Annotated in this window: 23 protein-coding genes; 6 read left to right on the top strand and 17 right to left on the bottom strand. The window is 63.2% G+C overall.

All coding sequences use genetic code 11. From position 1 onward, the window contains the following. The 11 genes from EWM57_RS11985 to EWM57_RS11940 form a co-directional block, all read right to left on the bottom strand. On the bottom strand, nucleotides 1–702 hold a 702-nt coding region (locus EWM57_RS11985; protein ID WP_165370499.1), incomplete at its 3' end, for an AMP-binding protein. 415 nt (nucleotides 703–1,117) lie between these two features. Beyond that, nucleotides 1,118–1,495, bottom strand: coding sequence for a response regulator transcription factor (locus EWM57_RS11980; protein ID WP_129921390.1), 378 nt, complete (start codon nucleotides 1,493–1,495; stop codon nucleotides 1,118–1,120). Between the two features lie 5 nt (nucleotides 1,496–1,500). Beyond that, the gene (locus EWM57_RS11975; protein ID WP_129921389.1) at nucleotides 1,501–4,257 is read right to left on the bottom strand and encodes a sensor histidine kinase; all 2,757 of its coding nucleotides are present in this window, start codon (nucleotides 4,255–4,257) and stop codon (nucleotides 1,501–1,503) included. Nucleotides 4,258–4,366: 109 nt separating this feature from the next. Beyond that, on the bottom strand, nucleotides 4,367–4,576 hold the full coding sequence (locus EWM57_RS11970; protein WP_129921388.1) for a hypothetical protein: 210 nt from the start codon (nucleotides 4,574–4,576) through the stop codon (nucleotides 4,367–4,369). 186 nt (nucleotides 4,577–4,762) lie between these two features. Beyond that, nucleotides 4,763–6,265 carry an MFS transporter gene (locus EWM57_RS11965; protein ID WP_129921387.1) on the bottom strand — a complete coding sequence of 501 codons (1,503 nt, stop codon included), beginning with the start codon at nucleotides 6,263–6,265 and terminating at the stop codon, nucleotides 4,763–4,765. A 100-nt stretch (nucleotides 6,266–6,365) separates the two neighbouring features. After that, nucleotides 6,366–7,856: a hypothetical protein gene (locus EWM57_RS21165; RefSeq protein ID WP_165370498.1), complete on the bottom strand. Its 1,491-nt coding sequence runs from the start codon at nucleotides 7,854–7,856 to the stop codon at nucleotides 6,366–6,368. Nucleotides 7,857–7,990: 134 nt separating this feature from the next. Continuing rightward, nucleotides 7,991–8,413: an IS1/IS1595 family N-terminal zinc-binding domain-containing protein gene (locus tag EWM57_RS11960; protein ID WP_129921386.1), complete on the bottom strand. Its 423-nt coding sequence runs from the start codon at nucleotides 8,411–8,413 to the stop codon at nucleotides 7,991–7,993. 157 nt (nucleotides 8,414–8,570) lie between these two features. Further along, nucleotides 8,571–9,512 carry a M28 family peptidase gene (locus EWM57_RS11955; protein WP_129921385.1) on the bottom strand — a complete coding sequence of 314 codons (942 nt, stop codon included), beginning with the start codon at nucleotides 9,510–9,512 and terminating at the stop codon, nucleotides 8,571–8,573. A gap of 52 nt (nucleotides 9,513–9,564) precedes the next feature. Next, nucleotides 9,565–10,113, bottom strand: coding sequence for an RNA 2'-phosphotransferase (locus EWM57_RS11950; RefSeq protein WP_129921384.1), 549 nt, complete (start codon nucleotides 10,111–10,113; stop codon nucleotides 9,565–9,567). 41 nt (nucleotides 10,114–10,154) lie between these two features. Further along, complete coding sequence (locus tag EWM57_RS11945) at nucleotides 10,155–11,087, bottom strand: NAD(+)/NADH kinase (protein WP_129921383.1); 933 nt, start codon at nucleotides 11,085–11,087, stop codon at nucleotides 10,155–10,157. Further along, complete coding sequence (locus EWM57_RS11940; RefSeq protein WP_129921382.1) at nucleotides 11,084–12,121, bottom strand: SPFH domain-containing protein; 1,038 nt, start codon at nucleotides 12,119–12,121, stop codon at nucleotides 11,084–11,086. Before EWM57_RS11940 ends, EWM57_RS11945 begins: the two co-directional genes overlap by 4 nt. Before the next feature lie 168 nt (nucleotides 12,122–12,289). Between EWM57_RS11940 and EWM57_RS11935 the strand changes: the two genes are divergently transcribed. Continuing rightward, the gene (locus EWM57_RS11935; protein ID WP_129921381.1) at nucleotides 12,290–13,219 is read left to right on the top strand and encodes a flavin reductase family protein; all 930 of its coding nucleotides are present in this window, start codon (nucleotides 12,290–12,292) and stop codon (nucleotides 13,217–13,219) included. 13 nt (nucleotides 13,220–13,232) lie between these two features. On the opposite strand, the gene EWM57_RS11930 is transcribed toward EWM57_RS11935, so the two are convergent. The 4 genes from EWM57_RS11930 to tsaE form a co-directional block, all read right to left on the bottom strand. Continuing rightward, nucleotides 13,233–14,084, bottom strand: a complete 852-nt coding sequence (locus EWM57_RS11930) for a GNAT family N-acetyltransferase (RefSeq protein WP_129921380.1) — start codon at nucleotides 14,082–14,084, stop codon at nucleotides 13,233–13,235. 100 nt (nucleotides 14,085–14,184) lie between these two features. After that, the gene (locus tag EWM57_RS11925; protein WP_129921379.1) at nucleotides 14,185–14,580 is read right to left on the bottom strand and encodes a hypothetical protein; all 396 of its coding nucleotides are present in this window, start codon (nucleotides 14,578–14,580) and stop codon (nucleotides 14,185–14,187) included. Between the two features lie 39 nt (nucleotides 14,581–14,619). Then, the gene (locus tag EWM57_RS11920) at nucleotides 14,620–15,849 is read right to left on the bottom strand and encodes an alanine dehydrogenase (RefSeq protein WP_129921378.1); all 1,230 of its coding nucleotides are present in this window, start codon (nucleotides 15,847–15,849) and stop codon (nucleotides 14,620–14,622) included. 85 nt (nucleotides 15,850–15,934) lie between these two features. Continuing rightward, on the bottom strand, nucleotides 15,935–16,357 hold the full coding sequence (gene tsaE / locus EWM57_RS11915; protein WP_129921377.1) for a tRNA (adenosine(37)-N6)-threonylcarbamoyltransferase complex ATPase subunit type 1 TsaE: 423 nt from the start codon (nucleotides 16,355–16,357) through the stop codon (nucleotides 15,935–15,937). Nucleotides 16,358–16,483: 126 nt separating this feature from the next. On the opposite strand from tsaE, the gene EWM57_RS11910 reads away from it, so the two are divergent. Together EWM57_RS11910 and EWM57_RS11905 are read left to right on the top strand one after the other, a co-directional pair. Continuing rightward, nucleotides 16,484–16,912: a MarR family winged helix-turn-helix transcriptional regulator gene (locus tag EWM57_RS11910; protein WP_129921376.1), complete on the top strand. Its 429-nt coding sequence runs from the start codon at nucleotides 16,484–16,486 to the stop codon at nucleotides 16,910–16,912. Between the two features lie 215 nt (nucleotides 16,913–17,127). Continuing rightward, the gene (locus EWM57_RS11905) at nucleotides 17,128–19,602 is read left to right on the top strand and encodes a TonB-dependent receptor (protein WP_129921375.1); all 2,475 of its coding nucleotides are present in this window, start codon (nucleotides 17,128–17,130) and stop codon (nucleotides 19,600–19,602) included. A 363-nt stretch (nucleotides 19,603–19,965) separates the two neighbouring features. On the opposite strand, the gene EWM57_RS11900 is transcribed toward EWM57_RS11905, so the two are convergent. Beyond that, nucleotides 19,966–20,643 (bottom strand): HAD family hydrolase, encoded by a 678-nt coding sequence (locus EWM57_RS11900; RefSeq protein WP_129921374.1) that lies wholly within the window; start codon nucleotides 20,641–20,643, stop codon nucleotides 19,966–19,968. A gap of 241 nt (nucleotides 20,644–20,884) precedes the next feature. Here EWM57_RS11900 and EWM57_RS11895 point away from each other — a divergent pair, with 241 nt between their 5' ends. Next, nucleotides 20,885–21,118: a hypothetical protein gene (locus EWM57_RS11895; RefSeq protein WP_129921373.1), complete on the top strand. Its 234-nt coding sequence runs from the start codon at nucleotides 20,885–20,887 to the stop codon at nucleotides 21,116–21,118. Nucleotides 21,119–21,171: 53 nt separating this feature from the next. On the opposite strand, the gene porX is transcribed toward EWM57_RS11895, so the two are convergent. Then, nucleotides 21,172–22,737 (bottom strand): T9SS response regulator signal transducer PorX, encoded by a 1,566-nt coding sequence (gene porX / locus EWM57_RS11890; protein ID WP_129921372.1) that lies wholly within the window; start codon nucleotides 22,735–22,737, stop codon nucleotides 21,172–21,174. A gap of 362 nt (nucleotides 22,738–23,099) precedes the next feature. On the opposite strand from porX, the gene EWM57_RS11885 reads away from it, so the two are divergent. Continuing rightward, nucleotides 23,100–24,332: an HD domain-containing protein gene (locus tag EWM57_RS11885; RefSeq protein ID WP_129921371.1), complete on the top strand. Its 1,233-nt coding sequence runs from the start codon at nucleotides 23,100–23,102 to the stop codon at nucleotides 24,330–24,332. A 176-nt stretch (nucleotides 24,333–24,508) separates the two neighbouring features. Next, on the top strand, nucleotides 24,509–25,549 hold the full coding sequence (gene lpxD, locus EWM57_RS11880; protein WP_129921370.1) for a UDP-3-O-(3-hydroxymyristoyl)glucosamine N-acyltransferase: 1,041 nt from the start codon (nucleotides 24,509–24,511) through the stop codon (nucleotides 25,547–25,549). The last annotated feature ends 57 nt before the right edge of the window (nucleotides 25,550–25,606 follow it).

Here is a 25,606-nt window from a genome sequence, read left to right as displayed (position 1 = left end):
GGCGGCCACGGCCACGCAGTCGGCGGGCGGAGCCTTGAGCAGTTCCCGGTAGTCCACGTCGCGGCCCGGCACCAGAGCGGCCCGCACAAACGGCCGCTGGCAGATAACGGTGTGGCTGGGCTTGTGGGTGGCCTGCTCAATGGCCGCGTCGAGCAGGGGCTTGTAGGGAATGACTTTATCGAGCTCCATGCCCCCGGCCGCGGCAATGACAACCACGGGCTCGGCGTCGTCGATGCGCACGGCCAGCTCGTGGGCCGCAAAGCCGCCAAACACGACCGAATGCACCGCCCCCAGGCGGGCGCAGGCCAGCATGGCCACTACGGCCTCGGGCATGTTGGGCATGTAGATAATGACCCGGTCGCCGGGCAGCACGCCCAAATCGTGCAGGCCGCCGGCGAAGCGGGCCGTCAGGTCGAGCAGCTCGGCGTAGGTGTAGCGGGCCTTGGTACCCGTCACGGGGGAGTCGTAGTGCAGGGCCGGCTGGGTGGCGCGGCCCTGGGCCACGTGGTAGTCGAGGGCCAGGTAGCAGGTATTGAGCCGGCCGCCCGCAAACCAGCGGTAGAAGCCGTTTTCGTCCTGGCTGAGGGTCTGGGCGGGCTCCTGAAACCAGTGAATCTGCCGGGCCTGCTCGGCCCAGAAGGCGGCCGGGTCGGCGAGGCTGGCGGCGTAGGCTTCAGCGTAGGTTAGAGGCGAAGGTTCCATAGCGGGTGGGAAAGGCGGACGGCAGCTCCGGAGCCGGCCCCGGTGGCGGAAAGCAGGTACTGCGGAGCGAAACTGCTTTACTGTCGGGCGTGAACGAGATACTTGGTAACGTGAATCAGCTTCTGCAGGCCGTGAGAGGATTACTGAGGGGCGTGAGTGACTTACCGTAGGGTGTGAAGGATCTACTGCAGGCCGTGAAGGATGTAGTGCAGGGTGTGAAGGAGCTTAGAAGCAGCGTGAACCAAGGTAGGGACGGTGGGAAGAACCGCAGAGATGCCGTGAATGAACGCAGGGCCGGCGTGAATGAAGGCAGGGATGCCGTGAATGAACGCAGGAGCAGCATGAATGAACGCAGGGGCAGCGTGAACGAGTGCAGGGCTGGCGTGAACGAACGCAGGGACGGCGGGAGCCACTCTCAGGCCGGGGCGGCCAGCAGCTCTTTCACTTTCTCCATGAGCAGGCGGGTGCTGAAAGGCTTGGGAATGTAGAGGTCGGCCCCGACTTCGTAGCCCTTGATGACGTCGGAATCCTTGCTCTTGGCGCTCAGAAAGACCACCTTGGCCGCGGGCTGGGCCCCGCCCCGCTTGATGTGCTGGCAGACCTGGTAGCCGTCCACGTCGGGCATCATGATGTCGAGCAGCACCACGTCGAAGCGCACGCGGTCCACGGCTTCCAGGGCCTCGGTGCCGTTGCGGGCAATGCTGACCTGGTAGCCGCTCTTGCGCATCAGAAACTCCAGCGACATGACGATGTTGGGCTCGTCGTCGACAATGAGGATGTGGGGACGGTTCATTTGTATCAAGCAAAGGGTAGTTCGAAGGAAAAGCTGGCGCCTTGGTCGGGCTGGCTTTCCACCCAGATGCGGCCGGCGTGCAGCTCCACGATTTTCTTGGTGATGGCCAGGCCCAGCCCCGAGCCCTCGGGCTTGCGGGTGGTCTGGTTCTGGGCCTGGAAAAACTTGTCGAAGATCAGCTCGTGGTAGGCCGGGTCGATGCCCTTGCCGTTGTCCTGGATGCTGATGCGCACCGTGCGGGCGTCGGCCGCGGCCTGGGCCCCCACCCCGATGCGGCCGGTGCCGTCGAAGCGGCACGACTTGATGGCGTTGGACAGCAGGTTCACCAGCACCTGCATCAGCCGGTCCCGGTCGCCGGGCAGGGGCGGCAACCCCGGGGGCACGTGCACGTCGAGCTGAATGTGCTTGTCGCGCAGCAGCTGCCCCACCGACTCGATGGCGTCGCCCAGAATCTCGGCCACGTCGAGCGGCTCGGTGTCCAGGGTCGTCTGCCCCGACTCGTACTTTTCCAGATCCAGCACCAGGGTGATGAGCCGGCTCAGGCGCTCCGACTCCCGGATGATGGTGCCCAGGAAGCGGTGGCGCTCCTCCTCGTCCAGGTCGGGGTTGTCGGCCAGGATTTCGGACAGGGCCCGGATGCTGGTCAGGGGCGTGCGCAGCTCGTGGGTGACGGTGTAGAGAAACTCGTCTTTGCGCTGGTCGAGCTGCTGCAATTGGACGTAGGCCTCCTGGAGCTGGGTGGTCAGGCGCTGGAGCTGGCGCGACTGTTTCTGCAGCTGGCGGTTGGCTTCGAGCACCTGCTGGGACTCGCGCAGGATGCCCACCACGTTGTCGAAGCTGATTTCCTCTACCCCCACCGACGAGGCCAGCAGCAGCCGGGCCGAGGCCGGACCGATGGAGCCGGCCAGCAGCTTTTCGGCGTAGGCCAGCAGGCGCGGGTCGGCAGCGGTAGCCACGGTTTCGGCCGGGTGGGCGTCGGGGAAACGGTCGGCAAAGCTTTTCAGGGCCTGGGAGGTGCGCTTCTTGCCCAGAAAGCCAGTGAGCAGGGCCCGCAGGTCGGGCAGCGGCGCGGCGCCCTGCCAGCCCGCGTCGGCCGGCCCTTCAAACACGGTGCGGTAGTGAAACACATCGACGAACAGGCTGGCCTGCCGCTGCTCCAGGGCCGAGGGCTGCCCGGCCAACGACACGCCCACGTAGAGGCCCACGTTGAAAAACCAGCTCCAGAACAGCCCGTGCGAGAGGTAGTCGAGCCCTTCGAGGCCAAACAGCGCGAAGGGCCGCAGGCTGTCCAGGCCCAGCAGGCCGTGGTCGAGCAGCGCGGCCGGCAGCATGCCCGGCCCCACCATCGTGGGCAGCACCAGGGTGAAAAACCAGATCAGGAAGCCCGCCAGAATGCCGGCCGTGGCGCCCTGCCGGGTCCCGCCCTTCCAGTAGAGCCCGCCCAGCAGCACGGGCACAAACTGGGCCACCGCCGCAAACGACACCAGCCCGATGTTGACCAGTGGCAGCAGGTGGCCCACCAGGGTGTAGTAGCCGTAGGCCAGCAGCAGCACAATGATGACGGCCAGGCGGCGGCTTTGCAGGGCGGCCTGGCCCAGGTAGGCAAACCAGCGGGTCTGGCCCTGGTCGGCCGTGGCCGGGATGCGCACGAGCAGGGGCATGAGCAGGCTGTTGCTCATCATCACGCTCAGGGCAATGGTTTCGACGATAATCATGCTGCTGGCCGCCGACAAGCCGCCCAGGTAGGTCAGCAGGGCTAGCCACTCGTGGCCCGCGTCCAGGGGCAGGGCCAGCACGAACGTGTCGGCGTCGAGGCCGCGGCCGGCGTAGAGCAACGCCCCGCCAAAAGCCACGGGCAGCACAAACAGGTTGATGATAATCAGGTAGAGCGGAAACAGCCACATGGCCTTGCGCAGGTGGTCCTCGTTCACGTTTTCCACCACCGACACCTGAAACTGCCGGGGCAGCACCAAAATAGCCGCCACGCTGAGCACGAGCAGCGTAAGCCACTGCGGGCCGCTGGTACCGGCCCCGTGCAGGGTGAAAAGTCGGCTTAGGGCGGGCACCGCGGCAGCCTTTTCGAACACGTCGCCGAAGCCCCCAAACAAGCCGAAGGTTACGAACACGCCCACGGCCAGAAACGCCACCAGCTTGACCAGGCTTTCCAGGGCCACGGCCAGCACCATACCCTCGTGCCGCTCGGTGGCCTCCACGGAACGCACCCCGAAGATGATGGTAAAGAAGGCCAGCGCCGCCGTGGTGTAGAGCGCCGAGCCCACGCCCATCAGCCCGCCGGAGGCCGCCGGAGCGGCGCCGGGGCCGCGGGTCAGGATGTCGAAGGAGGCGGCAATGGCCTTGATCTGGAGGGAAATGTAGGGAATGATGCCCAGCACGCTCACCACCGTCACCAGCGCGCCCAGGGAAGCGCTTTTGCCGTAGCGGGCCGAGATGAAGTCGGCAATGGAGGTCAGGCGCTGCAGGCGGCAGATGCGGATAATTTTGCGCAGCACCAGCCACCAGGCCGGGGCCAGCAGCGTGGGGCCGAGGTAGATGCCCACGAACTCCAGCCCGAAGTTCGCCGCCCGCCCCACCGAGCCATAAAACGTCCAGGCCGTGCAGTATACCGCCATGCTCAGGGCGTACACGTAGGGGTTGCTCACCAGGCTGCGCCGCTCGGCCAGCCGCCGCTCGGCGGTGTAGGCCACGCCAAACAGCAGGGCCAGGTAGCCCAGCGAGAAGCCAATGACGAGCAGCTTATTCATATGGTGAGATGGTGAAATGGTGTGATAGTGAGCGTGATGTTCGGGTGGGCCAGCCGGAGCCAACTGCGCCATGAGCGCCGTCAGCCCGACAACTCACCAGTTCACCATCTCACCATTTCACCTTGACGAGCCGCCAGATGAGCAGCACCAGGGTGACCCAGGCGGCCAGCACGTAGAGGTAGAGCACGGGAATGCCCCCTACCCGACCCTCGTGGTCGAAGACGGCCAGCAGGGGAAAGTTGAGCAGCACGGCAAACAGCAGACTCACGAACAGCAGACGCTGGCCGCGGCGCTGCTCGGCCTGTTCCGGGGGCGACATGGGTAACATAAGGCGGGGCGGTTAAGGGTGGGCGGATGGCCGGGCGCAGGGCCCGTAATGAACTTGGATAAGCTAGTGAATTGCGGGCACAACGCCGGAGCGGCCGGATCCGGGGCGGGGCGAAACGGGAAAGTCCGCCGAACCAGCGGCACGACGGACTTTTCACCAGTTCAGCGGGTTAGCCGCTCAGTCTTCCATCAGCTTCACGTTGCGCACGTCCTTCATCAGCGCCTGCCCGATAAACCAGCAGAGCAGGGCAATGCTGACCGGATACACCAGGCCGGCCAGGGTGCTGTGTTCCTTGATAAAGGGCGAGTCGGAGGCGGCGGCGCGCAGGGTCAGGGCCGTGGCAATCAGCGGCACGAAGCCCCCGAACACCCCGTTGCCGATGTGGTAGGGCAACGACAGGGACGTGTAGCGCACTTTAGTGGGGAACAGCTCCACGAGGTAGGCGGCAATGGGGCCGTAGGCCATGGTCACGAACAGCACCAGGCAGAACACGAGGGCCGTCATGGCCACCAGGTTCGGGGCCAGGGCCTTCATCACGGCGGGCACGGCCTTGCCGGTGGCGTCCACGGTGGCGGCCGTAACCTCGGTGAGCGGGCCGGCAAACTGCTTCAGGCCGTAAAAGATCGGGAAGGTGAACAAGGCCCCGCAGAGCAGGCCCATCATGATGATCTTCTTGCGCCCGATCCGGTCAGACAACGAGCCGAAGTACACGAAGAACGGGGTGGCCAGAATCAGGGCGCTGCACAGCACCAGGCTGGCATCGACGAGGTCGAGCTTGAGCGTGTTCTGCATGAAGGAGTAGGCGTAAAACTGCCCCGTGTACCAGACCACGCCCTGGCCCATGGTGGCGCCAAACAGGGAAATCAGCACCAAGCGGCGGTTGACGGGGTTCACGAACGACTCCCGCAGCGGGTTGGCGCTGGTCTTGCCCTCCGATTTGGCCTTGGCAAACAGCGGGGACTCGTGCAGCTTACGGCGGATGTAGTACGAGGCAATGACGAGCAGGCCCGAGAGCAGGAACGGAATCCGCCAGCCCCACTCTTTGAACTCGACTTCGCCCAACGACTTGCGGGTGACGATAATAACCAGCACGCTCAGCAGCAGGCCAGCCGTGGCCGTAATCTGGATGAAGCTGGTGTAGTAGCCGCGGCGGTTGTCGGGGGAGTGCTCGGCCACGTAGGTGGTGGCGCCCCCGTACTCGCCACCCAGAGCCAAGCCCTGCAGCAGGCGCAGCAGCGTGACGATGATGGGGGCGGCAATGCCGATTTTGTCGTAGCTCGGAATCAGGCCCGTCACAAACGTGGCCCCGCCCATAATCAGCAGCGTGAGCAGGAACGTGTACTTGCGCCCGATCATGTCGCCGATGCGGCCGAAGAACAGCGCCCCGAACGGCCGCACCACGAACCCGGCCCCGAATACGGCCAGCGTGCCCAGAATCGTGTCTTCAATCTTGCCCGTGGAGCCAAACAGCACCGGCCCGATAATGGCGGCCAAAGAGCCGAAGATGTAGAAGTCGTACCACTCGATGACGGTGCCGACCGAGGAGGCCGTAATCACCTGCCAGATCTTGCTGGTCGAAACGGAGTTGTTGTCGTGGGCCACGGCCGCGTCGGGGGCCCCGGCCAGCGGCCCGGTCCCGGCGTAAGCGGCCGCGTCGCGCTGAGGAAGGTTCTGGTTCATGGTGAATGGTGGGAAGTGAAATGATTGGACGCGGGAAGGAAGCCCAGGCGCGGCCAGGGCAGTGAAAAGCCCGAAACGGAGTCGGGGCCGAGCAGGCGGCTTACAGGAAAATCTGCGTCTGCAGGGTCACCTCGGGCCGGTACTGCACGCTGTTCACGTTGGTGAAGTCGGGCCGGGCGCGGTAGTTGAGGGTCACCTTGGCGTTGTGGCCGTCAAGCAGCACGTTCACGCCGGCATCGTACACATTCACGCCTTTCACGTCGCCGCTGGCGTCGCGCAGGCCCTCGTAGTTGCTGTGCAGGTACGCCACGTAGGGCTGCAGGCGGGCCTTGGGGCCGAGCGTGTTTTTGGGCAGTAGAAAGCCGGCCTGCAGGTAGACTGCCGAGCCCGTACCCGACTGCGGAATGGCATTGCCGCGGGCCGCGGCCGTGCCGTAGCCGGGGTTTTCGGGGCCCACAAAGCGCACGTAGTTGGGGCCCATGTTGAAGTTGTAATACACCCCGTAGAGCGTCAGGGCCGTGCGCGAGGCGGTGTCAAGGGGCGCATCGTAGAAGGCATCCACCCCGAACATCTTCATGTCGTGCTTGGTGGTGGCAATGGTACCGAAAGGGTCGGCCGTGACGGCCGGCGTCAGGGTCACCACGCTCGAGGTGGGCCGCGAGTACATGGCGTCCTTGTTGTAGAGGAAGCCCGCGCCCACGCTCAGCACGCGCTTGGTGCCGAGGTAAGTGCCCTGGAAGTAGGGCAGCAGGTTGGCCTCGGGCTCCAGGAAGTTGTAGCTGAAGTAGCCCTGGTACACGTGGCTGGTGTTCTGGGGGTTGTAATTGGCCACGCCCGTGCCGGTGCTCACGCCGCTGGTGGTAGTGCCCAGGCTAAGCGGCGTGCTGGCCTGGTTCGTCAAAAAGGCGTCGTTCATCGACACGCGGTAATCGAACTTGCCGATCCGGCCTTTGGCGTAGATGCCCAGCCAGCGCGCAAACTGGTCGGTCTGCTCGATGGTCGGGAAGTTGGTCAGCGGCAGGTCCATGGTCAGGATGCTGGTGGTGCTGGCACTGGTCAGGCGCGAGATGCCATTGAAGTAGTGCAGCCCGGCGCCCAGGTTGAGGTACTTGTTGACCTTGTACTCGGTCACGGCCTCGTGAATGAAGAATTGGGGCTTTTTGCCGTCGGCGGTGGGCGCCACGCCCCCGCTCACCGAGTTTTGGTTGTTGATGCCCAGGTGGGTGTAAATCAGAAAGCGGGGGTTCAGCTGAGCCAGAATTACGAGGCGGGAGCGGCGAATACCGAAGTCAACCTGGCTGGCCTTGGGCTGATTCGGCGCCCGCAGCGTGCCGGTATTGTTCTCGTTGTAGCGCGCGTATATCTGGTGCCAGGTCATGAAGCGTAGGTACTTCGAGCCGTCGGGGGAGATATTCACCTTCATGCCCGCCCCGTAGGGCGCCGACTTCGCCGGGGCCGGGGCGGCCGGGGGCGGCGGCGTGGGTGTGGCGGGCGGCGGGGCCTGGCCGGTGGGCGGCGTAATTACCTGGGCCGAAGCGCCGGCCGCAGCCAGCAGAGCAGTCAGGGTCAGCGCGTAACGAGCGTTTCGCATGGTCGTGGTGGGAATGGGTTGGGGAAGGTCGGGGCAACCAGCCGCCACCCGGCAGGGCGACGAACTGCCCCCAAGTAGAACAATCCCGCACCGGAAGTCACGCCCGTGCTATAGTTCTGCTAACTCCTATAGCCTCACCCCTGCCGAAACCGCTCCCAGCGGATCATCATGTACTTATCCCCGAGTTCCGTAACGACCAGCCCCGCTCCTTTCAGGTTGGCCGGATTCTGAAAATACTCGGCTAGCTCCTTTTGGTTCAAGATTTTGTAGGTCGGGTGGTAGTCGGTCTGCCGCGGGGCCTTCATGCCGTACTTCTTCACCCAGTTCATCACGCTCACGTGGCTCACGCCCAGCAGGCGCTCAATTTCCCGGTAGCTCACACCCTCCACGTAGAGCTGCAGGGCCTTGATAACGTAGTAGGTGTTCACCTCCCGGCCCACCTTGGCCACGGAGAAGTGGTAGCCGCAGTTTTTGCACTTAAACCGCTGCCGACCGCCTACCACGCCGCTTTTGGTGGCTTCCGTTGATTCGCACTTAGGGCAGGCTGGCTGGGACATGACAGAGTATACGAGCCGAATCGGCTAAAAGCTATATCATTTTAGTAAAGATATAGTGGATTAGCAAAAAAGGCATGACAGGTCCCTTTCTTACGCTCAGCATAGCCTGCACCAACCTTCAACGCCCACTGCCTGAACCACTTCGACTCCGCGTCAGCTACCTACCCGGTTCTTGCATCATCAGCACTACGGCCAGGGCGGCGTCCACGGTCAGGCCCAGGCGGCGCATATCCAGCCGGTCGAGGGTGTCGGTGGGCTCGTGATAGTGCTTGTTGCGGTAAAAGGCCGTGTCGGTGAGCAGCACGGCCGGGTAGCCAAACTGCCAGTAGTTGAGGTGGTCGGAGAAGTCGATGCCGGGCAGCCAGGCCGGGGCCTTGAAGTGGCGCACGGGCAGGGAAGCAGCTGTTTTGTAGCGGCGCGCAAACTGGCGGCCGAAGCGGCCGTTACCGAATTTCTGGGCCACCGTCACGTAGTTGCCCCGGCGGCCATACACAAGCTTGAGCGGCCCAAACGGATAGTCCTGGCTGCCGGGTTGGTCGTCGTAGTAGCCCAGCATTTCCAGGGCCACCATACCGGTTACGGGCACGCCGGCGTCGTGCATGGACTTGGCGTGGATGTAGCTGCCCATGCTTTTGGTGCGAAAAAACGGCGGCTCCTCCAGCGTGTAGGCCACCAGATCAATGCGGGAAGCCAGGGGCTGCTGACCCAGCAGGCGGGCCAGCTCCAGCAAGGCGGCCACGCCGGTACCGTTGTCGTCGGCGCCCGGCTGCTCCCCGCACACGTCGTAGTGGGCCCCGAGTATCAGCCGCGGGCCGGCTTGCGGGCCGAAAGAGCCGATTATGTTGCGGTAGGTGGTGCCACGCACCTGGTAGGGCTGCTCCGTGAGCTGGGCGCCCGCGCTCAGCAGCTGTTGCCGGATGTAGTCGGCAGCTTGGTTTAGGCTGGCCACGTGCTGGTAGTTGCGGGGCTCGGGCGTGGTGGTCAGGGCCACCAGGTGGTGGCGCAGGCGCAGGGTGTCGGCCGGGCCGGTGGGCTGAGCCGCGGCGCTGCCGCTCGTCAGCAGCCCGAGACCAAGAATCCAGCCGGTGAGCAAGCGCATCGTCATGGACAGAAAGAGGTTAGCGCCGAAGGTAGAAAACCGGCCACCTCGGTTATGTGGGCTGCCAGGGCTCATGCAGGAACTCCGGCGGCACGGCGTCGGTGAGCCACACCCCATTGGCTGACAAATAGAACGCAGCCCCGCGCTGATGCAGCTCCCCGGCCCGCACCGTCAGCACCAGCGGCTTACCGTGGCGGCTACCGACGGCCACGGCCGTGGGCACGTCGGCCGACAGGTGCACGTGCTGCCGGGTGCCGCGTTGCAGGCCACTGGCCCGAATGGAGTCCAGAAAGCGCGTGGCCGTGCCGTGGTAGAGGTGTTCGGGGGGCGTGGCGGGCGTCAGGCCCAGGTCCACGGCTACCGAGTGGCCCTGGTTGGCCCGAATCCGGCCGCCATCATCCGACAAGCCGAAGCGCTGTTTCTCACTGCTGGCTACCACTTCCAGCAGCTGGTCGTGGGTCACGTCGGGGTGGCGCCGCCGGATGGCGGCCAGCAGCAGCGGCACCGCAACCCAGCCCTGTTCGTCCAGGGTTAGGTCCAGCTCCTCGGGCTTATGGCGGAGCACGTAGCTCAGCAGCTTGCTTAAATCGTGGTTGTTCATAAGTCGACGCGAATTCCGTAAAGTGTAAAAAATACCCCCGCCTACCCCTTCTCCACCAGCCGGGCCTTTTCCGGGGCCACGCCGATGGTGGCAATGGCGCCGGAGTTGAACTGCAGAAAGTCGGCCTCCACCCCGTCGGAGAAGATAACGCCGTTGGTGGGCATCAACGACTCAACAACGAGCGGCTCCGGGGCGGCCAGGATGCCAGCCGTGAGGCTGGCCTGGGTGCGCTGGCTTAGAAAGGCCTCGCGCACCACAAACATCAGTTCCGTGTCGGCCAGGGTCGGCGGGGTCGGGCGCATTTGCCCCGCGTCCAGAAAGTGCGCCATGCCGGCCGTCATGTTGAAAATAGAGCTCAGCCAGCCCGTCGAGCCCGACTTGGTGGAGACGATGACGCCCGACGAGGAATGCTGCTCCTGCTGCCCGTCGAAGCCGATGCGGTAGCGGGCCGACACGTGGGAAGCCGCCCCGATAAACAGGTCGTTGAAGGCCAGCAGGCGCTGGCCGTCGTTGAGGCGGGCCTCGGCCAAGGTGGCCTCGCGCGCGCCAAACCGGCCGCTGAGCACCCGGCGCACGGCGGGCAGAAAGTCGTCCGGGGTGAAGGGCAGCAGCACGCCGTCGTAGCGGGCCGGCTCGGGGTTGACGGCAATAATGGGAATGCCGCCCACGTACTTGGCCGTATTGGCCACCAGCCCGTCCTGGCCCACCACGACCACCAGTTGCTTAGGGCTAAAGAGAAACGAGGGCAGAAAGGCGCGCTCCACCACCTTGTTTTTCACCACCGCCGACAGCTGGCGCTGCACCAGCGAAAAAGCCGCCTGAAAGTGGGCGTTTTCGGCCTCGTAGTCGGCAAACTCCCCGCCCAGGCTTTCGATGTAAAACCGGGCCTGGGCTTTGGTGTTGAACCGCTCGACGAGTTGCTCCAGCCGGGTTTTGTTGCGCACCAGGATGGCGTAGTCGATGCCGGTGCTCATCGGGTGCGCGGCGGATTCTGGGGCTGGCCGGCATCGGTGAGCAGGGTGTCGAGCAGGTCGGGGGAAATGTTGAGGTTACCGATTTTGGCGGCGTTTTCGGCCAGCTCCCGGAAAGCCAGGGCAATGTTGAACTTGGGGTCGGGGTTGTTGTTCAACGCCACCAGCAGCTTCCAGTCCATGTCCTTGTAGGGGCGCAGGGTGGTTTCGAGCACGTAGCCGCGGGTGTCGGCCTCGCGGCGCTGGTTTTCGGCGTTCTGCTCGATGAGCAGCTTGCGCTGCTCCTCCACGGCAATGTCGGCCTGCACTTTCATTTCGCGCAGCTTGCGGGTGCTGTCGGCCTGCTGCATCTGGCCCTCGATTTTCTTCTCAGCAATCTGCTTGTTCTTTTCCTCCACCGCAATTTCGGTGTTGAGCTCACTTTCCCGGATTTTGCGCTCCTGCTCCACGGCGAAGTTGCGGCGCTCGAAGATGGCCTGGTCGGCTTCCTGCTGGAGCTTCTCGCGGGTTTCAGTTTCCAGGGCCCGGCCCATTTCCGGCGTCGCCTTCACGGCCAGAATGTTGACGCCCAGCACCTCGATGCCCAGCAGGGCAATGGCCTGGGAGGCGGCCAGCCCGGCCACGATGTTGACCTCAATGGCCTTGGCCGCCCGCATGGCATCCTTGAGCGTGAGGCTCTGCACGAAGGTGGCCGTGGCGGTCTGGGCCTCGTTGATGATGCGCTGGTGCAGCTTTTCCAGGTCGTTCTTCTTGTACACGCCCCGGCTGTCGACGGTGAAGTCGAGCACCTCGGCCAGCTGCTTGGGGTTGCCGGCCTTGTAGGTGATCTGGCCCTGAATCGAGACGGTCTGGTAGTCGTGGGTGGTTTCGTTGAAGATGAAGGGCAAGTCGTTGCTGCCCATCGGAATGGCCACAATGGAGCTGTTGGGCCCGAAATAATAGAACGATAACCCTCGCCCCTCCTTGGCAATGCGCCCGTTGCGGTAGTGGATGGCGTAGGTCATCGAATCGAACTGGATGTGGTTTATTCCAAACATAGCAGCGAGGTAAAATGGCGGAGGCGGGGTAAAAGTATCGATAGTTGCGAATACAACCGAAACCTGGCCCGGGCCACCCCAGGCTCATCAAAATCACCCGGCCGCGCTTTTTTCGGGCCCGATTCCGCACAAACTCTGAACTTCGCCCCTCAACCCCAGCCTCCCGCCATGTCCACCGCGTCCGCCGTCCCGTTCCGCACCCTCGACCCCACCCAGCTCACGCCCGCCGAGCTGCACCCGTTTATGGTCGGGGCCATTGCCCCGCGCCCGGTGGCCTTCGCCAGCACCGTGGCAGCCGACGGCAGCGTGAACCTGAGCCCCTACAGCTTCTTTAACTGCTTCGGCTCCAACCCGCCGATCCTGGTGTTTTCGCCCGCCAACCGGGTGCGCGACAACTCGCAGAAGCACACCCTGCAAAACGTGCGCGAGGTGCCCGAGGTCGTCATTCACATCTGCGACTACGCCATGGTCGAGCAGATGTCCCTGGCCAGCACCGAGTACGAAAAGGGCGTGAATGAATTCGTCAAGGCCGGCTTCACGGAGCTGCCCAGCCGGAAGGTGAAGCCGCCGCGCGTAGCCGAGGCGCCCGCCGCCTTCGAGTGCGTGGTCGAGCAGGTCATTGAGCTGGGCCAGAACAACGGGGCCGGCAACCTGATCATCTGCCGGGTCGTCATGGCTCACTTCCGCGAAGACATCGTGCTGCCTGCGGGCACCGGCATCGACCCGTTCAAGCTCGACGCCATTGCCCGCCTCGGCGGCGACTGGTACTGCCGGGCTTCGGGCAGCAGCCTGTTCGAAGTGCCCAAGCCCAACCGCAGCCTGGGCATCGGCATCGACCAGCTCCCGGCCCACATCCGGGAATCCGACATCCTGACCGGCAACAACCTGGGCCGGCTGGCCAACATCGAGCAGCAGGCGTTGCCCACCCCGGAGCAGGTGGACGAGTTCCGCAACGAGCCGCTGGTGGCCTACACGCTGAATAAGTACCAAGCCGACGCGGCGGAGCTGAAAAAGCAGCTCACGCTGCTGGGGCAGCAATTTTTGGCGGAAGGCAAGCTGCTGGAAGCCTGGAAAACGCTGCTGCTGGCCGGGGAGTAACGGGGCCAGCCGGTTACGCTCCCAGCGGCCGCACCATCTCGAACAGCGGCAGCGGCACCAGCTCCCAGCCCGCGGCCGTCAGGAAGTCGTAGCCCGGGCCCGGGGTTACCATCGAAATCGTCAGCGACGGGCCCGGGTAGGCGGCTTCCACGGCCTGCAGCAGGCGGCGGCCCCAGCCCTGGCGGCGGTGCGCGGGCCGCACCAGCACCGTGAGCAGCAGCGTGCGGGTGGGCTCGGGCCGCAGTATCACGTAGGCCTTGTCCTCAAGGTGAAAAGCCCGGGCGGGCGCAGCCGCGGCCGCCAAGGACTCGGCGGCAAACATCCAGGGCAAATCCGCGGATCCTTCCCGGGCTACCAGCCGGGCCACGTCCAGCGGGTCCAGTTCGGTGAGCATCCCGCCCGGAACCCCGGCGGTGGGCGCGCGCTGGAACGTGAACAGCTCCCGCTCGTTGCGGAAGCCCAGCCGCTCGTAGAGCTTCCGCGCCGGCTCGTTGGCCTGAAAAACCTCCAGCAGCATCGCCCGGTCGCCGCGGGCGGTGGCTTCGTCGATGGCCGCTTGCAGCATGGGCCGGCCGTAGCCCTGCCCGCGGGCCTCCCGCACCAAGCCCATGGCCGCCACCCGGCAGGTGTAGCCCCGGCGGGCCAGCAGCGTCAGCCCAATCAGCTCCCCGTCCCGAAACCAGAGCCGGCTGGCCGCCGCGTCCAAGTTTTCGGAGCGGAAGCGCCGCTCAAACGTTTCGGGCGTGAACACCAGGGGCACGAAGTACTCCTCGAAGGAGCGGTTCATGGCCTCGGTCACCTCGGCGGAGGTAAAGTTGAGGACCGGGCGGGCGGTGAGGGAAGCGGGGCTGGAAATAGAATCCATAACTAGGTATCCGGGTTGAGGAATCTAAAAAAGCAAAAAGCCCGCATCGAAATGCAGGCTGTTGCAAGATAACCTGAGCCAACGGAAACCAGCCGGCCCCTCACTGGGCAAAGAATAGAGCCCGAAAGCGCCAGTATCTGCCTGCATCCAGAAACCCTACATAAGCAGCGGCGTGGGTACCCAGGAAGATACCGTACAACGGCCAGTTGCTTTTCATAAGCATCCAAAAACTGTCGTTACTCAACCAAGCGTGCCCACCAACCATGACCAGGGTAGCGACAACTGCCGCAACCAGAAACCCCGGTTTAAAACCGGCTTTGAACACGTATCGATTCAATGAGGCTACTAACAACAGCGCGAGCAGTCCAATCAAATATAGTGGTACAGTAAAAACTACAAACACAGCCTTGTTAACTGCCTTATCAGCCACTGTGAATAGCACCGCTGTCAGGAAAACGGTTAGCAGAAAGGCTAGGATTGCAGTAAATCTGAACATGCACGAAAGCGTAAGGCGACTTACTGTTGTTTGCCGCAACTAGTTCCGCACGGCAATCATCAAACTCAGCTCCTTGTAGCGCATGTTGAATTTCTTGGCAATGGCGGCGTTGGTCAGGGAGCCCTTGTAGACGTAGACGCCGGAGCGGAAATGCTCGTTGGTGAACAGCACCTCGTTGATGCCCCCGTGCTGGCTGATTTCCTGCAGAATCGGGGTAAAGATGTTGCTCAGGGCATTAGTGGCGGTGCGCGGCACCCGGGAGGCAATGTTGGGCACGCAGTAGTGCACCACGTCGTACTTGCGGAATACGGGCTTGCTGTGGCTGGTCATTTCCGAGGTTTCGAAGCAGCCGCCCTGGTCGATGCTCACGTCGATGATAACCGAGCCGGGCGCCATGCTGGCCACCACGCTTTCGGGCACCATGAACGGGATGCGGCCGTCCTCGGCATTCAGCGCCCCAATCACCACGTCGGCGCGGCGGATCTGCTGGTTGAGCACTACCGTATCCAGCGTGCTGGTGTAGAGCATCATCGTGCCCAGGTTGTGCTTGAGCCGGCGCAGCTTGTAGAGGTGGTTGTCGAACACCTTCACCTCGGCGCCCAGCCCGGTAGCGGCGCGGGCGGCGTACTCGGCCACGGTGCCGGCCCCCAGAATCACGACCTGGGACGGGGGCACCCCGGTGATGCCGCCCAGAATGATGCCCTTGCCCTCGTTGGAGCGGGCCAGGTACTCGGCCGCAATCAGCATCACGGTGGAGCCGGCAATTTCGCTCATGGCCCGCACCACCGGCCGGGCCCCCGAGGGGTCCTTGATCAGCTCGAAGCTGATGGCGTTGATCTTCTTGCGCGTGAGTGCCGAGATGAAGTCGGACGTGAGTGAGCCGAACTGCAGCGCCGAAATCAGGGTCTGATTCGAGCGCATAAACTCGATTTCGGTCTGGGTCGGGGGCGCCACCTTCAGGATGATATCGGCCTCGTAGACCTCCTTCTGCGAGTAGGCAATGCTGGCCCCGGCCTCGGAGTAGTCGTGGTCGGAGTACTTGCTGGGCTCACCGGCCCCGCTTTCCATCAGCACCTCGTGGCCTTCCTGCACCAAGTGCTTCACCGCTTCCGGGGTCAGGCAGATGCGGTTTTCCTGCAGGGAGGTCTCGCGCGGCAGCCCAATGAACAGCTTCCGCTTCCGGGTTTCCACGGCCAGCATGGATTCCTGCGTGAAGTAGGCGCGGCTCGTGGCCAGCGACTCAAATCCGGGTGGTACTGCTTCGGGCATCGTTATGTAATTAGTAATCAGTAATGAATAATTGGCAATGAGCCGATTGCAACTGTCTGCTCGACAATGGCAAAACGCCTCATGACTAATTACTAATTACCAATTCCCTGGAAGTGGGGCCAGTGACGGTGAGCGTGAGGAGCAGCCGATCCGGGGGCAATAAGGCCTCCACCCGGCTGGGCCACTCGATCAGACAAAGATAGCCAGAATCAAAGTACTCCTGCGCCCCGATGTTGACGGCCTCCTGGGGGTCGTCGAGGCGGTAGAAATCGAAGTGGTAGATGGGCTGATTCCGACCGTCGCGGTACTCATTGACCAGCGCAAACGTGGGGCTGCTCACGTCGTCTTGCACGCCCAGCTGCCGGCATAGCGCCTTGATAAAGGTGGTTTTGCCCGCCCCCATCTCCCCTTCCAGCAGCACAATAGAGTGGCCCGGCAGCGCCGCCTGAACCTGGGCGGCTACCCGGGGCAAATCGTCGAGCGAAGCAATGGTGAAGTGCTGAGGCATGAGCAGAAGGGCAGCGGCGCCGAAAGTTTCAACCGCGAAGCTAGCGCATCCGCAGTTATTTCGCTGGCCAAAGCAACCTTTATGATATATCATACATCTATAGCTTAACCAGCCGTTTCCCCGCCCATGCTTTCTTCTATCGTCTTCTACTCCCTCGACAAAGCCATCAAAAGCTACCGGCAGATGGCCCAGGCTTCCCTCGACGCGGCCGGCCTGGCCATCACCATCGACCAGTGGCTGGTGCTGCAGGTGCTGCTCGAGCACGACGACCTGACTCAGGCCGAAATCGGGATGCGCGTATTCAAGGACCAGGCATCGGTGGCGCGCATTCTGCGCCTGCTGCTCGGCCACGGCTACCTGACCGAAGAAGCCGCTCCCGATGGACGCCGCCGTCGGCTGCGGGTATCGGCGGCCGGAGAGCAGATGCTGGCCGCCGTGGAACCCCTCGTGCTCAACAACCGCCGCCGGGCCCTGCAAGGCCTCTCACCCGCCGATACCGAGCTGCTGCAGCGCCTGCTGGAGCAGATTTCGGCCAATTGCGCCCCGCCGGACTAAGTTTTGGCCGGGGTCGGCGCAGAAATTTTCTCCAGCTCACTTGTATATACGAAAAGCTTCGTATGTTTACTACGAAATCATTCGTAATAACTGTTCCTAGCCGCGGCGCCCGGCGGGTGGCAGCCCCTGCCCCGGCCACCCCTGGCTTGGCTTTACTCCCAACTCCGCTGCGGCGAGTGTTCCGTCCGCGCCCTACTCACTTACCCCTTACTCCCATGAAACCACTTGTTTCTGGCCGCGCCCGGCGCTGGCCCCGGCCGCTTATGCTCGTCCTGCTGACTCTGTTCGGCGCCCTGCAAGCCCGGGCCCAGACCCGGGCCACTCTGACCGGCACCGTGCAAACGGCGGCCGGGGCCGCGGTGGAGTTTGCCACCGTCACGCTGCACCGGCCCGACTCGGTGGTGGTCAAAACGGAGTTCAGCGACGAGAAAGGTGCCTTCCGGTTTGAGCAGGTGCCCGCGGGCCGCTACCTCGTCTCGACGGCGCAGGTGGGCTTTGTGCGGCGCTGGACGGGCCCAGTGGAGCTGCCCGCCGCGGGCCTGGCCCTGCCCGTCATTGCCCTGCAGGCCAGCGGCGCCACGGCCCTGAAGGAAGTAACCGTGGTGGGCCAGAAGCCGCTGTTTGAGCGCCAGGCCGACCGAACTGTGGTGAACGTGGAGGGCTCGACGCTGGCCGCCGGCAATACCAGCCTCGACGTGCTGGCCCGCTCCCCCGGCGTGACCGTGGACGGCAACGACAACCTGGCCTTGCGCGGCAAACAGGGCCTGCTGGTGCTCATCGATGGCAAGCGCCAGCCCATGAGAGGCACCGAGCTGGCCGACTACCTGCGCGCTCTGCCCGCCGACCAGCTCAAGAGCATCGAGCTCATCACCAACCCGCCGGCCAAGTACGACGCCCAGGGCGGGGCCGGCATCATTGCCATCAACCTCAAGAAAGACCAGCGCCAGGGTACCAACGGCAGCGTGAATGCCGCCTACGGCCGGGGCTACTACGGCAAGTTCAACGGCGGCCTGTCGATGAACCACAAGCAGAAAGACCTCAACCTGTTCGGTTCCTACAGCTACGCCAACCGCAACGGCCTGGCCAAGCTCGACATTCACCGCGACTTCTACGCCGCGCAGGACGGCGGTCAGCGCCGGCTTATTGGCAGCAGCGACCAGGTCAACCGGCTCTACCCCGAGTCGATTTCCAACTCCTTCAAGGTGGGCGCCGACTACAACCTGAGCGAGAAAACCGTGGTGGGCGCCGTGCTCACCGGGCTCGACTCGCGCATTGTCCGGATGCCGGGCACCAACTTTACCACGCTCTATGCTGCCGACGGCACCGTGCGCGACCGGTACGCCGGCACCCTGCACCGCAGCTTCTCCTCGCCCAACGGGGCGGCCAACCTGAACTTCAAGCACACCTTCGCCCCGGACTCGGCCGGCAGCGCCGAGCTGACGGCCGACGCCGACTACGCCCGCTACCGCACCAGCCGCCTGCAGGACGTGACGACCGTCTACGCCCTGTCGGGGCTGCCGACCAAGCTGGTCAACAGTGACCAGCGGGGTACGCTGACCATCCAGTCGGCGAAGGCGGACTACACCCGGCCCCTGACGAAGGAGGCCCGGCTGGAGGCGGGCACCAAATTCAGCCGCGTCTCGTCCGACAACGATGTGCGCTTCGACAACACGGTGGAGGGCGTGCGGACCCCGGACCTGAATCTGTCGAACCGCTTCACATACGACGAGCGGATTTCGGCCGCCTACCTGAACTTCAACCGGAGCTTCGGCAAGCTCAGCGCCCAGGCTGGCCTGCGGGGCGAGCAGACCGCGGCCACCGGCCGGCAGGTGGTCGGCGACAGCAGCTTCTCGCGCCGCTACTTCCAGCTCTTTCCCAGCGCCTCGCTCAAGCAGACGCTCAACGACCGGCACGAGGTGTCGGTGTCGTTGAGCCGGCGCATCGACCGGCCCTCCTACTCCCAGCTCAACCCCTTCCGGGTGATTGTGGACCCGACCACCTTCGGCAGCGGCAACCCCAACCTACGGCCTCAGACCAGCTACAACATCGAGCTGAATCACACTTTCAAGCAGAAATTCACCACCGGTCTGAGCTACTCCAACACCCGCAACCCCATCATCGACGTGGTGCAGCCCGAAACCGACAGCACCGTGCTGTCGACGCACGTGAACCTGGGCCGGCAGCACTACTACGCCCTGACGCTGACCGCGCCCGTGGAGGTAGCCAAGTGGTGGACAGTCTACAACAACGGCGTGTTCTACTACAACCGCTTCACCGGCGCCTTGGCCGGCACCGCCCTAAACCGGGGCCGCATGGCCTACACGCTGAGCAGCAACAGCACCTTTACCTTCGGCAAGGGCTGGAGCGCAGAAGTCAATGGCATGTACCAGTCGCGGGAGCAGTACGGCTTTTTCGACCTGCGCCCCAACGGCCAGCTGAGCCTGGGCGTGCAGAAAGCAGTCTGGGACCGGAAGGGCACGCTCAAGCTCAACGCCACCGACATCTTGTTCACGAACAAGACCCGCGCTATTTCGGCCTACGACAACTACGTGGAGCGCTTCTACCAGCGCGGCGACCAGCGCATCGTGACCTTGGCTTTCTCCTACCGCTTCGGCAACGACAAGCTGGCCCCCTCCCGCCGCCGCAGCGGCGGAGCCGAGGACGAAAAGCGCCGGGCCGGCGGGCAGTAACGCCGCCGCGGCTCGGCCCCGTGCAAAAGGCAACCAGTTCGGGTCGGAGCCCAGCTGGTTGCCTTTTTTCGTGAACTGGTTCAGATCGGACCCGAACCAGTTCACCTCTGCAGTCAACTGGTTCACCTCTGAACCGAACTGGTTCACCTCCGAAGCCAACTAGTTCCGGTCGGACCCGAACTGGTTGAGGATTGACCTGAATTAGTTCACCTCTAAGCCGAACTGGTTTACCTCCGAAGCCAACTGGTTCGGGGGTAACCCGAACTGACTGGCCTTTATTCGGCGCGCGTTGGCCGCCTAAAGCCGGCGGACCAGGCACGAGGGAGGGAGCGGGCAAGGCGGGCGGCCCCGGTACAGATGGGGCTAGGCGCTGACCGGCAGCTCGGGAATGGCCAGCAGGTCGTCGACGGTGTGGGTGGGCGCCAGGGCCTGGCACTGCCCGGCGTCGCCGAAGCCAAAGGAAACCCAGCAGGAGTCGATGCCGCAGTTGCTGGCAAACTCCAGGTCGGCGGGAGTGTCGCCCACCATCAGGATCTGGTCGGGGGAAACCTGTTCGAAGTGGGGCTGCACGACCTCGTGAAACACCATGGGGTCGGGTTTGCGGGCCAGCTGCTTCTCGGGCAGGCTGCCGTCGCCGATAAGCAGGCTCACGTAGGGCAGCAGCCCGTGCTGGCCCAGGGACGCTTCGAGCACCGCAGCGCCCTTGTTGCTGAGCACGCCGATGGCGCGACCTTCGTCGGCGAGGCGGGCAAACAGCGCCAGCGCGCCGGGAAAGGGCGTGACCAGGGCCTCGGCCTCCTGTACGTAGAACTTGCGGTAGGTCAGAGTCCACTCGGCTACCTCTTCCGGGGTCAGCGCGGGCCGGAATTCGCGGAGCATGTCGCCGAGCACTAGGCCTTGCTTATTGGCGGCCTCAAACTCGCCGAGCGAGGGCGGCGGCACCCGGTAGTGGGCAAAGGTGCGGCAGAAGCTGTAGTAAATAGCGTGGCGGGTGTCGCAAAGGGTGCCGTCGTAATCGAACAAATACAGGGAGTAGGCCATACACAAAGCTACGCGGGCCGGGCCGGTACCGTTGGAAAAAAGCGCGTGGGCGGCAAAAGATGCCGCGGGGGCCCGGGGAAACCCGCCGCTACAGGAGTTGCTGCAGTATCAAACTCTAGCTGGCCGCTTTTATCTTGCACGCAGGCAACTCAACCTGCTGTCAGTTTTGAATTGAAGAAAATTCTCATGAAGCGTCACGACACCACTTGCCACGAGCTGTAGGTACCAACCTACAACTCGCATGAAACAATCAAAAAAACGCTGGGCTTGGACGGCCCGTCAACGCGGCCGCATTCGGCTGTACAAAAGCTTCAGCTACCGCCACTATCAGCCCAGTAAGGATCTGACCAAAATTCTGTGGACTCACCACCGTACCCAGACTCGCACTGCCCTGCACCAGATTCTGCGCGGCGCGGAGGAAACGGAAGTGCAGTTTCCTTATCACCACAAACAGCTTGGCCACTGGCTCTGCTGAAACTGAAAAGGGCGGCCTAATTGGGCCGCCCTTTTTCTTTACCTACTCTCCCGCTACCCTTTCGGGCTCAGCGTGACGAACGGGATAATCACCTCCTCCAGGGAGATGCCGCCGTGCTGGAACGTGTCCTTGTAGTAGTTCACGTAGTAGTTGTAGTTGTTGGGGTAGGCGAAGAAATAGTCACCCAGGGTGAAGACGTAGGCGGTGCTCACGTTTTCGCGGGGCAGGAAAATCCGCTCCGGCTTGCGCACCACGTACACGTCCTTATCGGTGAAGCCCAGGTTTTTGCCGTGCTTGTAGCGCAGGTTGGTGTTGGTATTCCGGTCACCCACGATTTTAAAGGGGCGCTTCACCCGGATGGTGCCGTGGTCGGTGGTGATGATCATCTTGCCCTTCTTCTCGGCAATCTGCTGGATGATTTCATACAGCGGCGAGTGCAGGAACCACGACTTGGTCAGGCTGCGGTAGGCCGATTCGTCGGCGGCCAGCTCCCGGATCATGGCCATGTCGGTGCGGGCGTGGCTGAGCATGTCGACGAAGTTGTAGACGATGACGTTGCACTTGTACTGGTTGTGCAGGTTGCTCATCTTGCCCACCAGGTCCTTACCGGCCTGCAGGTTGGTGACCTTGTTGTAGCTGAACTTGTACTTCTGGTTGGCCTTCTGGAACATGATTTCCATGAACTCGGCCTCGTTGAGGTTCTTGCCCTCGTCGTCGTCGTCGGTCACCCACAGGTTGGGGTACTTCTTCTGAATCTCGCCCGGCATCATGCCCGAGAAAATGGCGTTGCGGGCGTAGGCCGTGGTGGTGGGCAGGATGGAGTAGTACATTTCCTCCTGGTCCACCGTGAACAGCTCGGCAATGATGGGCTCCAGGGTTTTCCACTGGTCGTAGCGCAGGTTGTCGATGAGCAGGAAGTACACGGGCGTGTCGCCGGTTTCCTTCAGGTACGGGAACACCCGCTCCTTGAACAGCTCGTGCGACATCAGGGGTGCGTCGTCGGCCTCCTTGTTGACCCACTCCTCGTAGTTGTCCATGATGAACTTGGAGAAGTAGTTGTTGGCCTCGTCCTTCTGCATGTTGAAGACCTCGGCCATGCTCTTGCCCTCCGTTTCATCGATTTCCAGCTCCCAGTACACGAGCTTCTTGTACACGTCGGCCCACTCCTGGGGGCTGAGCCGGTCGCCGAGCTGCATGCCCAGCTGGCGGAAGTCGCGCTGGTAGCTGCTGTTGGTTTTCTCGCTCACCAGGCGCTTGTTGTCGAGCACGCGCTTAACCGAGAGCAGAATCTGGTTGGGGTTGACGGGCTTGATGAGGTAGTCGGCAATCTTGGAGCCGATGGCGTCCTCCATGATGTGCTCTTCCTCGCTCTTGGTAATCATGATGACGGGCAGCGTTGGCTTGGCCGTCTTGATTTCGGTCAGGGTTTCCAGGCCCGAGAGGCCGGGCATGTTCTCGTCCAGGAATACGATGTCGAAGTTCTGCTCCTGCACCTGCTCGATGGCGTCGGCGCCGGAATTGACGCCGGTCACGTCGTAGCCTTTTTCGGTCAGGAAGAGAATGTGGGGCTTGAGCAGGTCGATTTCGTCATCGGCCCAGAGAATGGAGTAACGTTGCATATGGGGAATTTGGGAAGACTTAAATGGAACGTCGTGGCGGGGCGCCCGGCGCTGGGTGAAACCAGCCGCAGCTGCTGCGGAAGCCGGCCCCGCTGGGCTTCCTAGAGAAGCGAAACGGCGCGGGCAAGTTGCAAATGCGGTGCAATAAGTAGCTTTACTCCCAATCCCTGGTTTTTGGTTGTGAAAAATTACGGTTCGCCGATATTGCGGCGCTAACTCCGCCGTAAAGAAGCCGAAAAATGTTGGGTTGAGTTCCGGGCCCCGGCCGGCCGAACTTTTGCGGCCTGCGTATTCGGGCTTCCCGGCCTTCGCTTTATTAGACCTTCCGCACGGCGAAAAGTTTGTGCGCCAGCCCTGCTCCCTTGAACAAAAAGAAAATCTTCAACGACCCGGTCTACGGCTTCGTGACCATTTCCACCGAGCTGCTGTTCGACCTCATTGAGCACCCCTACTTCCAGCGCCTGCGCCGGATTCAGCAGCTCGGCCTCACCGGCTTCGTCTACCCGGGCGCCCTGCACACGCGCTTCCACCACGCCCTGGGTGCCATGCACCTGATGACGCTGGCCCTGCGCACGCTCAAGGACAAGGGCGTCAAGATTTCGGCCAAGGAGGGCGAGGCCGCCCTGATTGCCATCCTGCTCCACGACATCGGCCACGGGCCCCTCTCCCACGCCCTGGAAACGGCTATTTTCCACGAAGTCCACCACGAGCACCTGAGTTTGTACCTGATGCAGAAGCTCAACGCCGAGCACCACGGCCGGCTCGACTTGGCCATCAAGATCTTCCAGGGCACCTACGAGCGGGGCTTTTTCCACCAGCTCGTCAGCTCCCAGCTCGACATGGACCGGCTCGACTACCTCAACCGGGACTCGTTCTACACCGGCGTGCAGGAAGGCCGCCCCGGCGCCGACCGCCTCATCAAGATGCTCACCGTGGTGGACGAGAAGCTGGTGCTGGAGGAAAAAGCCGTGTACAGCATCGAGAATTTTCTGGTGAGCCGGCGGCTGATGTACTGGCAGGTGTATTTGCACAAGACCGTGACCAGCGCCGAGCAGATGATTATCCGCATCATCCAGCGGGCCCGCGACCTGGTGCGCTCCGGCCACGACGTGCCCGCCACGCCCGACCTGCACTTCTTCCTCTCCAAGCCCGTCACCATTGCCGACTTCGAAGCCGACGAGACCATCCTGCAGCGCTTCGTGCAGCTCGACGACACCGACGTGTGGAGCGCCGTGAAAATGTGGGCCGCCAGCCCCGACAAGGTGCTCAGCTACATGTCGCGCAGCATGCTGGACCGCCGCCTGTTCAAAATCATCCTCCAGACCGAGCCCTTCGACAAGGAGTTCAAGGAGGGCGTGGTCGAGCTCATTGCTGAGCACTTCGAGCTGAGCCTCGAAGACGCGGGCCAGCTCATGCTCACGGGCCGCATCAGCAACAACGCCTACGACGCCGACGGCAAGGACGCCATTGAGGTGCTCACCAAGCGCGGGCACGTGGTGAACGTGGCCGAGGCCTCGGACCTGCCCAACATCCGGGCCCTGGGCCAGCGGGTGGAAAAGCACTACATCTGCTACCCCAAGGAAATTGCGGGGTGAGTTGGTAGTTGTCAGTTGTTCGTTGTCAGTTGTTAGGTCGTTCAACGGCAAAACCGTTAATCTATAACTGGCAACCCCTAGAGGGTGTGTTGGTTGAACGAGCTGACAACGAACAACTAGCAACTGACAACTAGCAGCTACCAACTCAGCAAACGATATTTCTCTACTTTTGCCGCATGGAATTTACGGTAGGCCAGATTGCAGAAGTCTTGCGCGGCGATGTCGAAGGCGACGCCACGCAGCGTATTGACCGATTAGCAAAAATCGAGGAGGCCCAGGCGGGCGCGCTGTCGTTTCTGGCCAACGCCAAGTACGAGCCCTACCTCTACACCACGGGCGCCTCGGCCGTCATCGTGAGTCGGACCCAGGTGCTGCACAAGCCCGTGCAGGCCGCCCTGATCCGCGTCGACGACCCCTACACGGGCTTTACGGCCCTGCTCGAATTCTACCAGCAGGCCACCCGCACCGGCCGCCGCGGCGTGGAAGAGCCGTCCTTTATCGGGGCCGGCTCCGAAATCGGCGACAACCACTACCGCGGGGCGTTTAGCTACATCGGTGAAAACTGCCGCATCGGCCGCGACGTGGTCATCTTTCCCCAGGCCTACATCGGCGACCGGTGCGTGATTGGCGACGGCACCATTATCTATGCCGGGGCCAAGATCTACGCCGAAACCGTTATCGGGGCCCGCTGCACCGTGCACGCCGGCGCCGTCGTCGGCTCCGACGGCTTCGGCTTCGCGCCCCAGCCCGACGGCTCCTACCGCGCCATTCCGCAGATTGGCAACGTGGTGCTCGAAGACAACGTGAGCATCGGCGCCAACGCCACCATCGACTGCGCCACGATGGGCTCGACCCGCATCCGGGAAGGCGCCAAAATCGACAACCTCGTGCAGATTGCCCACAACGTGGAAATCGGGCGGCACACGGTGGTAGCGGCCCAGACGGGCATCTCGGGCTCCACCAAAATCGGCGACTTCTGCGTGCTGGCGGGCCAGACCGGCATTGCCGGCCACCTCTCGCTGGCCAACCGCACCACCGTCACGGCCCAGTCGGGCGTGGGCAAGTCCATCAAAACCGAAGGCATCCTGCTGCAGGGCTCCCCGGCCTTCCAGCTCCGCGACAGTCTGCGGGCCAACGCCATTTTCCGCCACCTACCCGAAGTGGAACGCCGCCTGAGCGAACTGGAGAAAAGAAACCAGACGCCGGAAAAGTCCTAGCTTTGCAGCCCTATTTAGTTGTCAGTTGCTCGTTGCCAGTTGTCAGGTCCGTTCTGT

The organism is Hymenobacter persicinus (assembly GCF_004167665.1).
Classification (GTDB): domain Bacteria; phylum Bacteroidota; class Bacteroidia; order Cytophagales; family Hymenobacteraceae; genus Hymenobacter; species Hymenobacter persicinus.
Note: the sequence above shows the minus strand (reverse complement) of the source record. Positions and strands in the feature narration are given on the sequence as shown.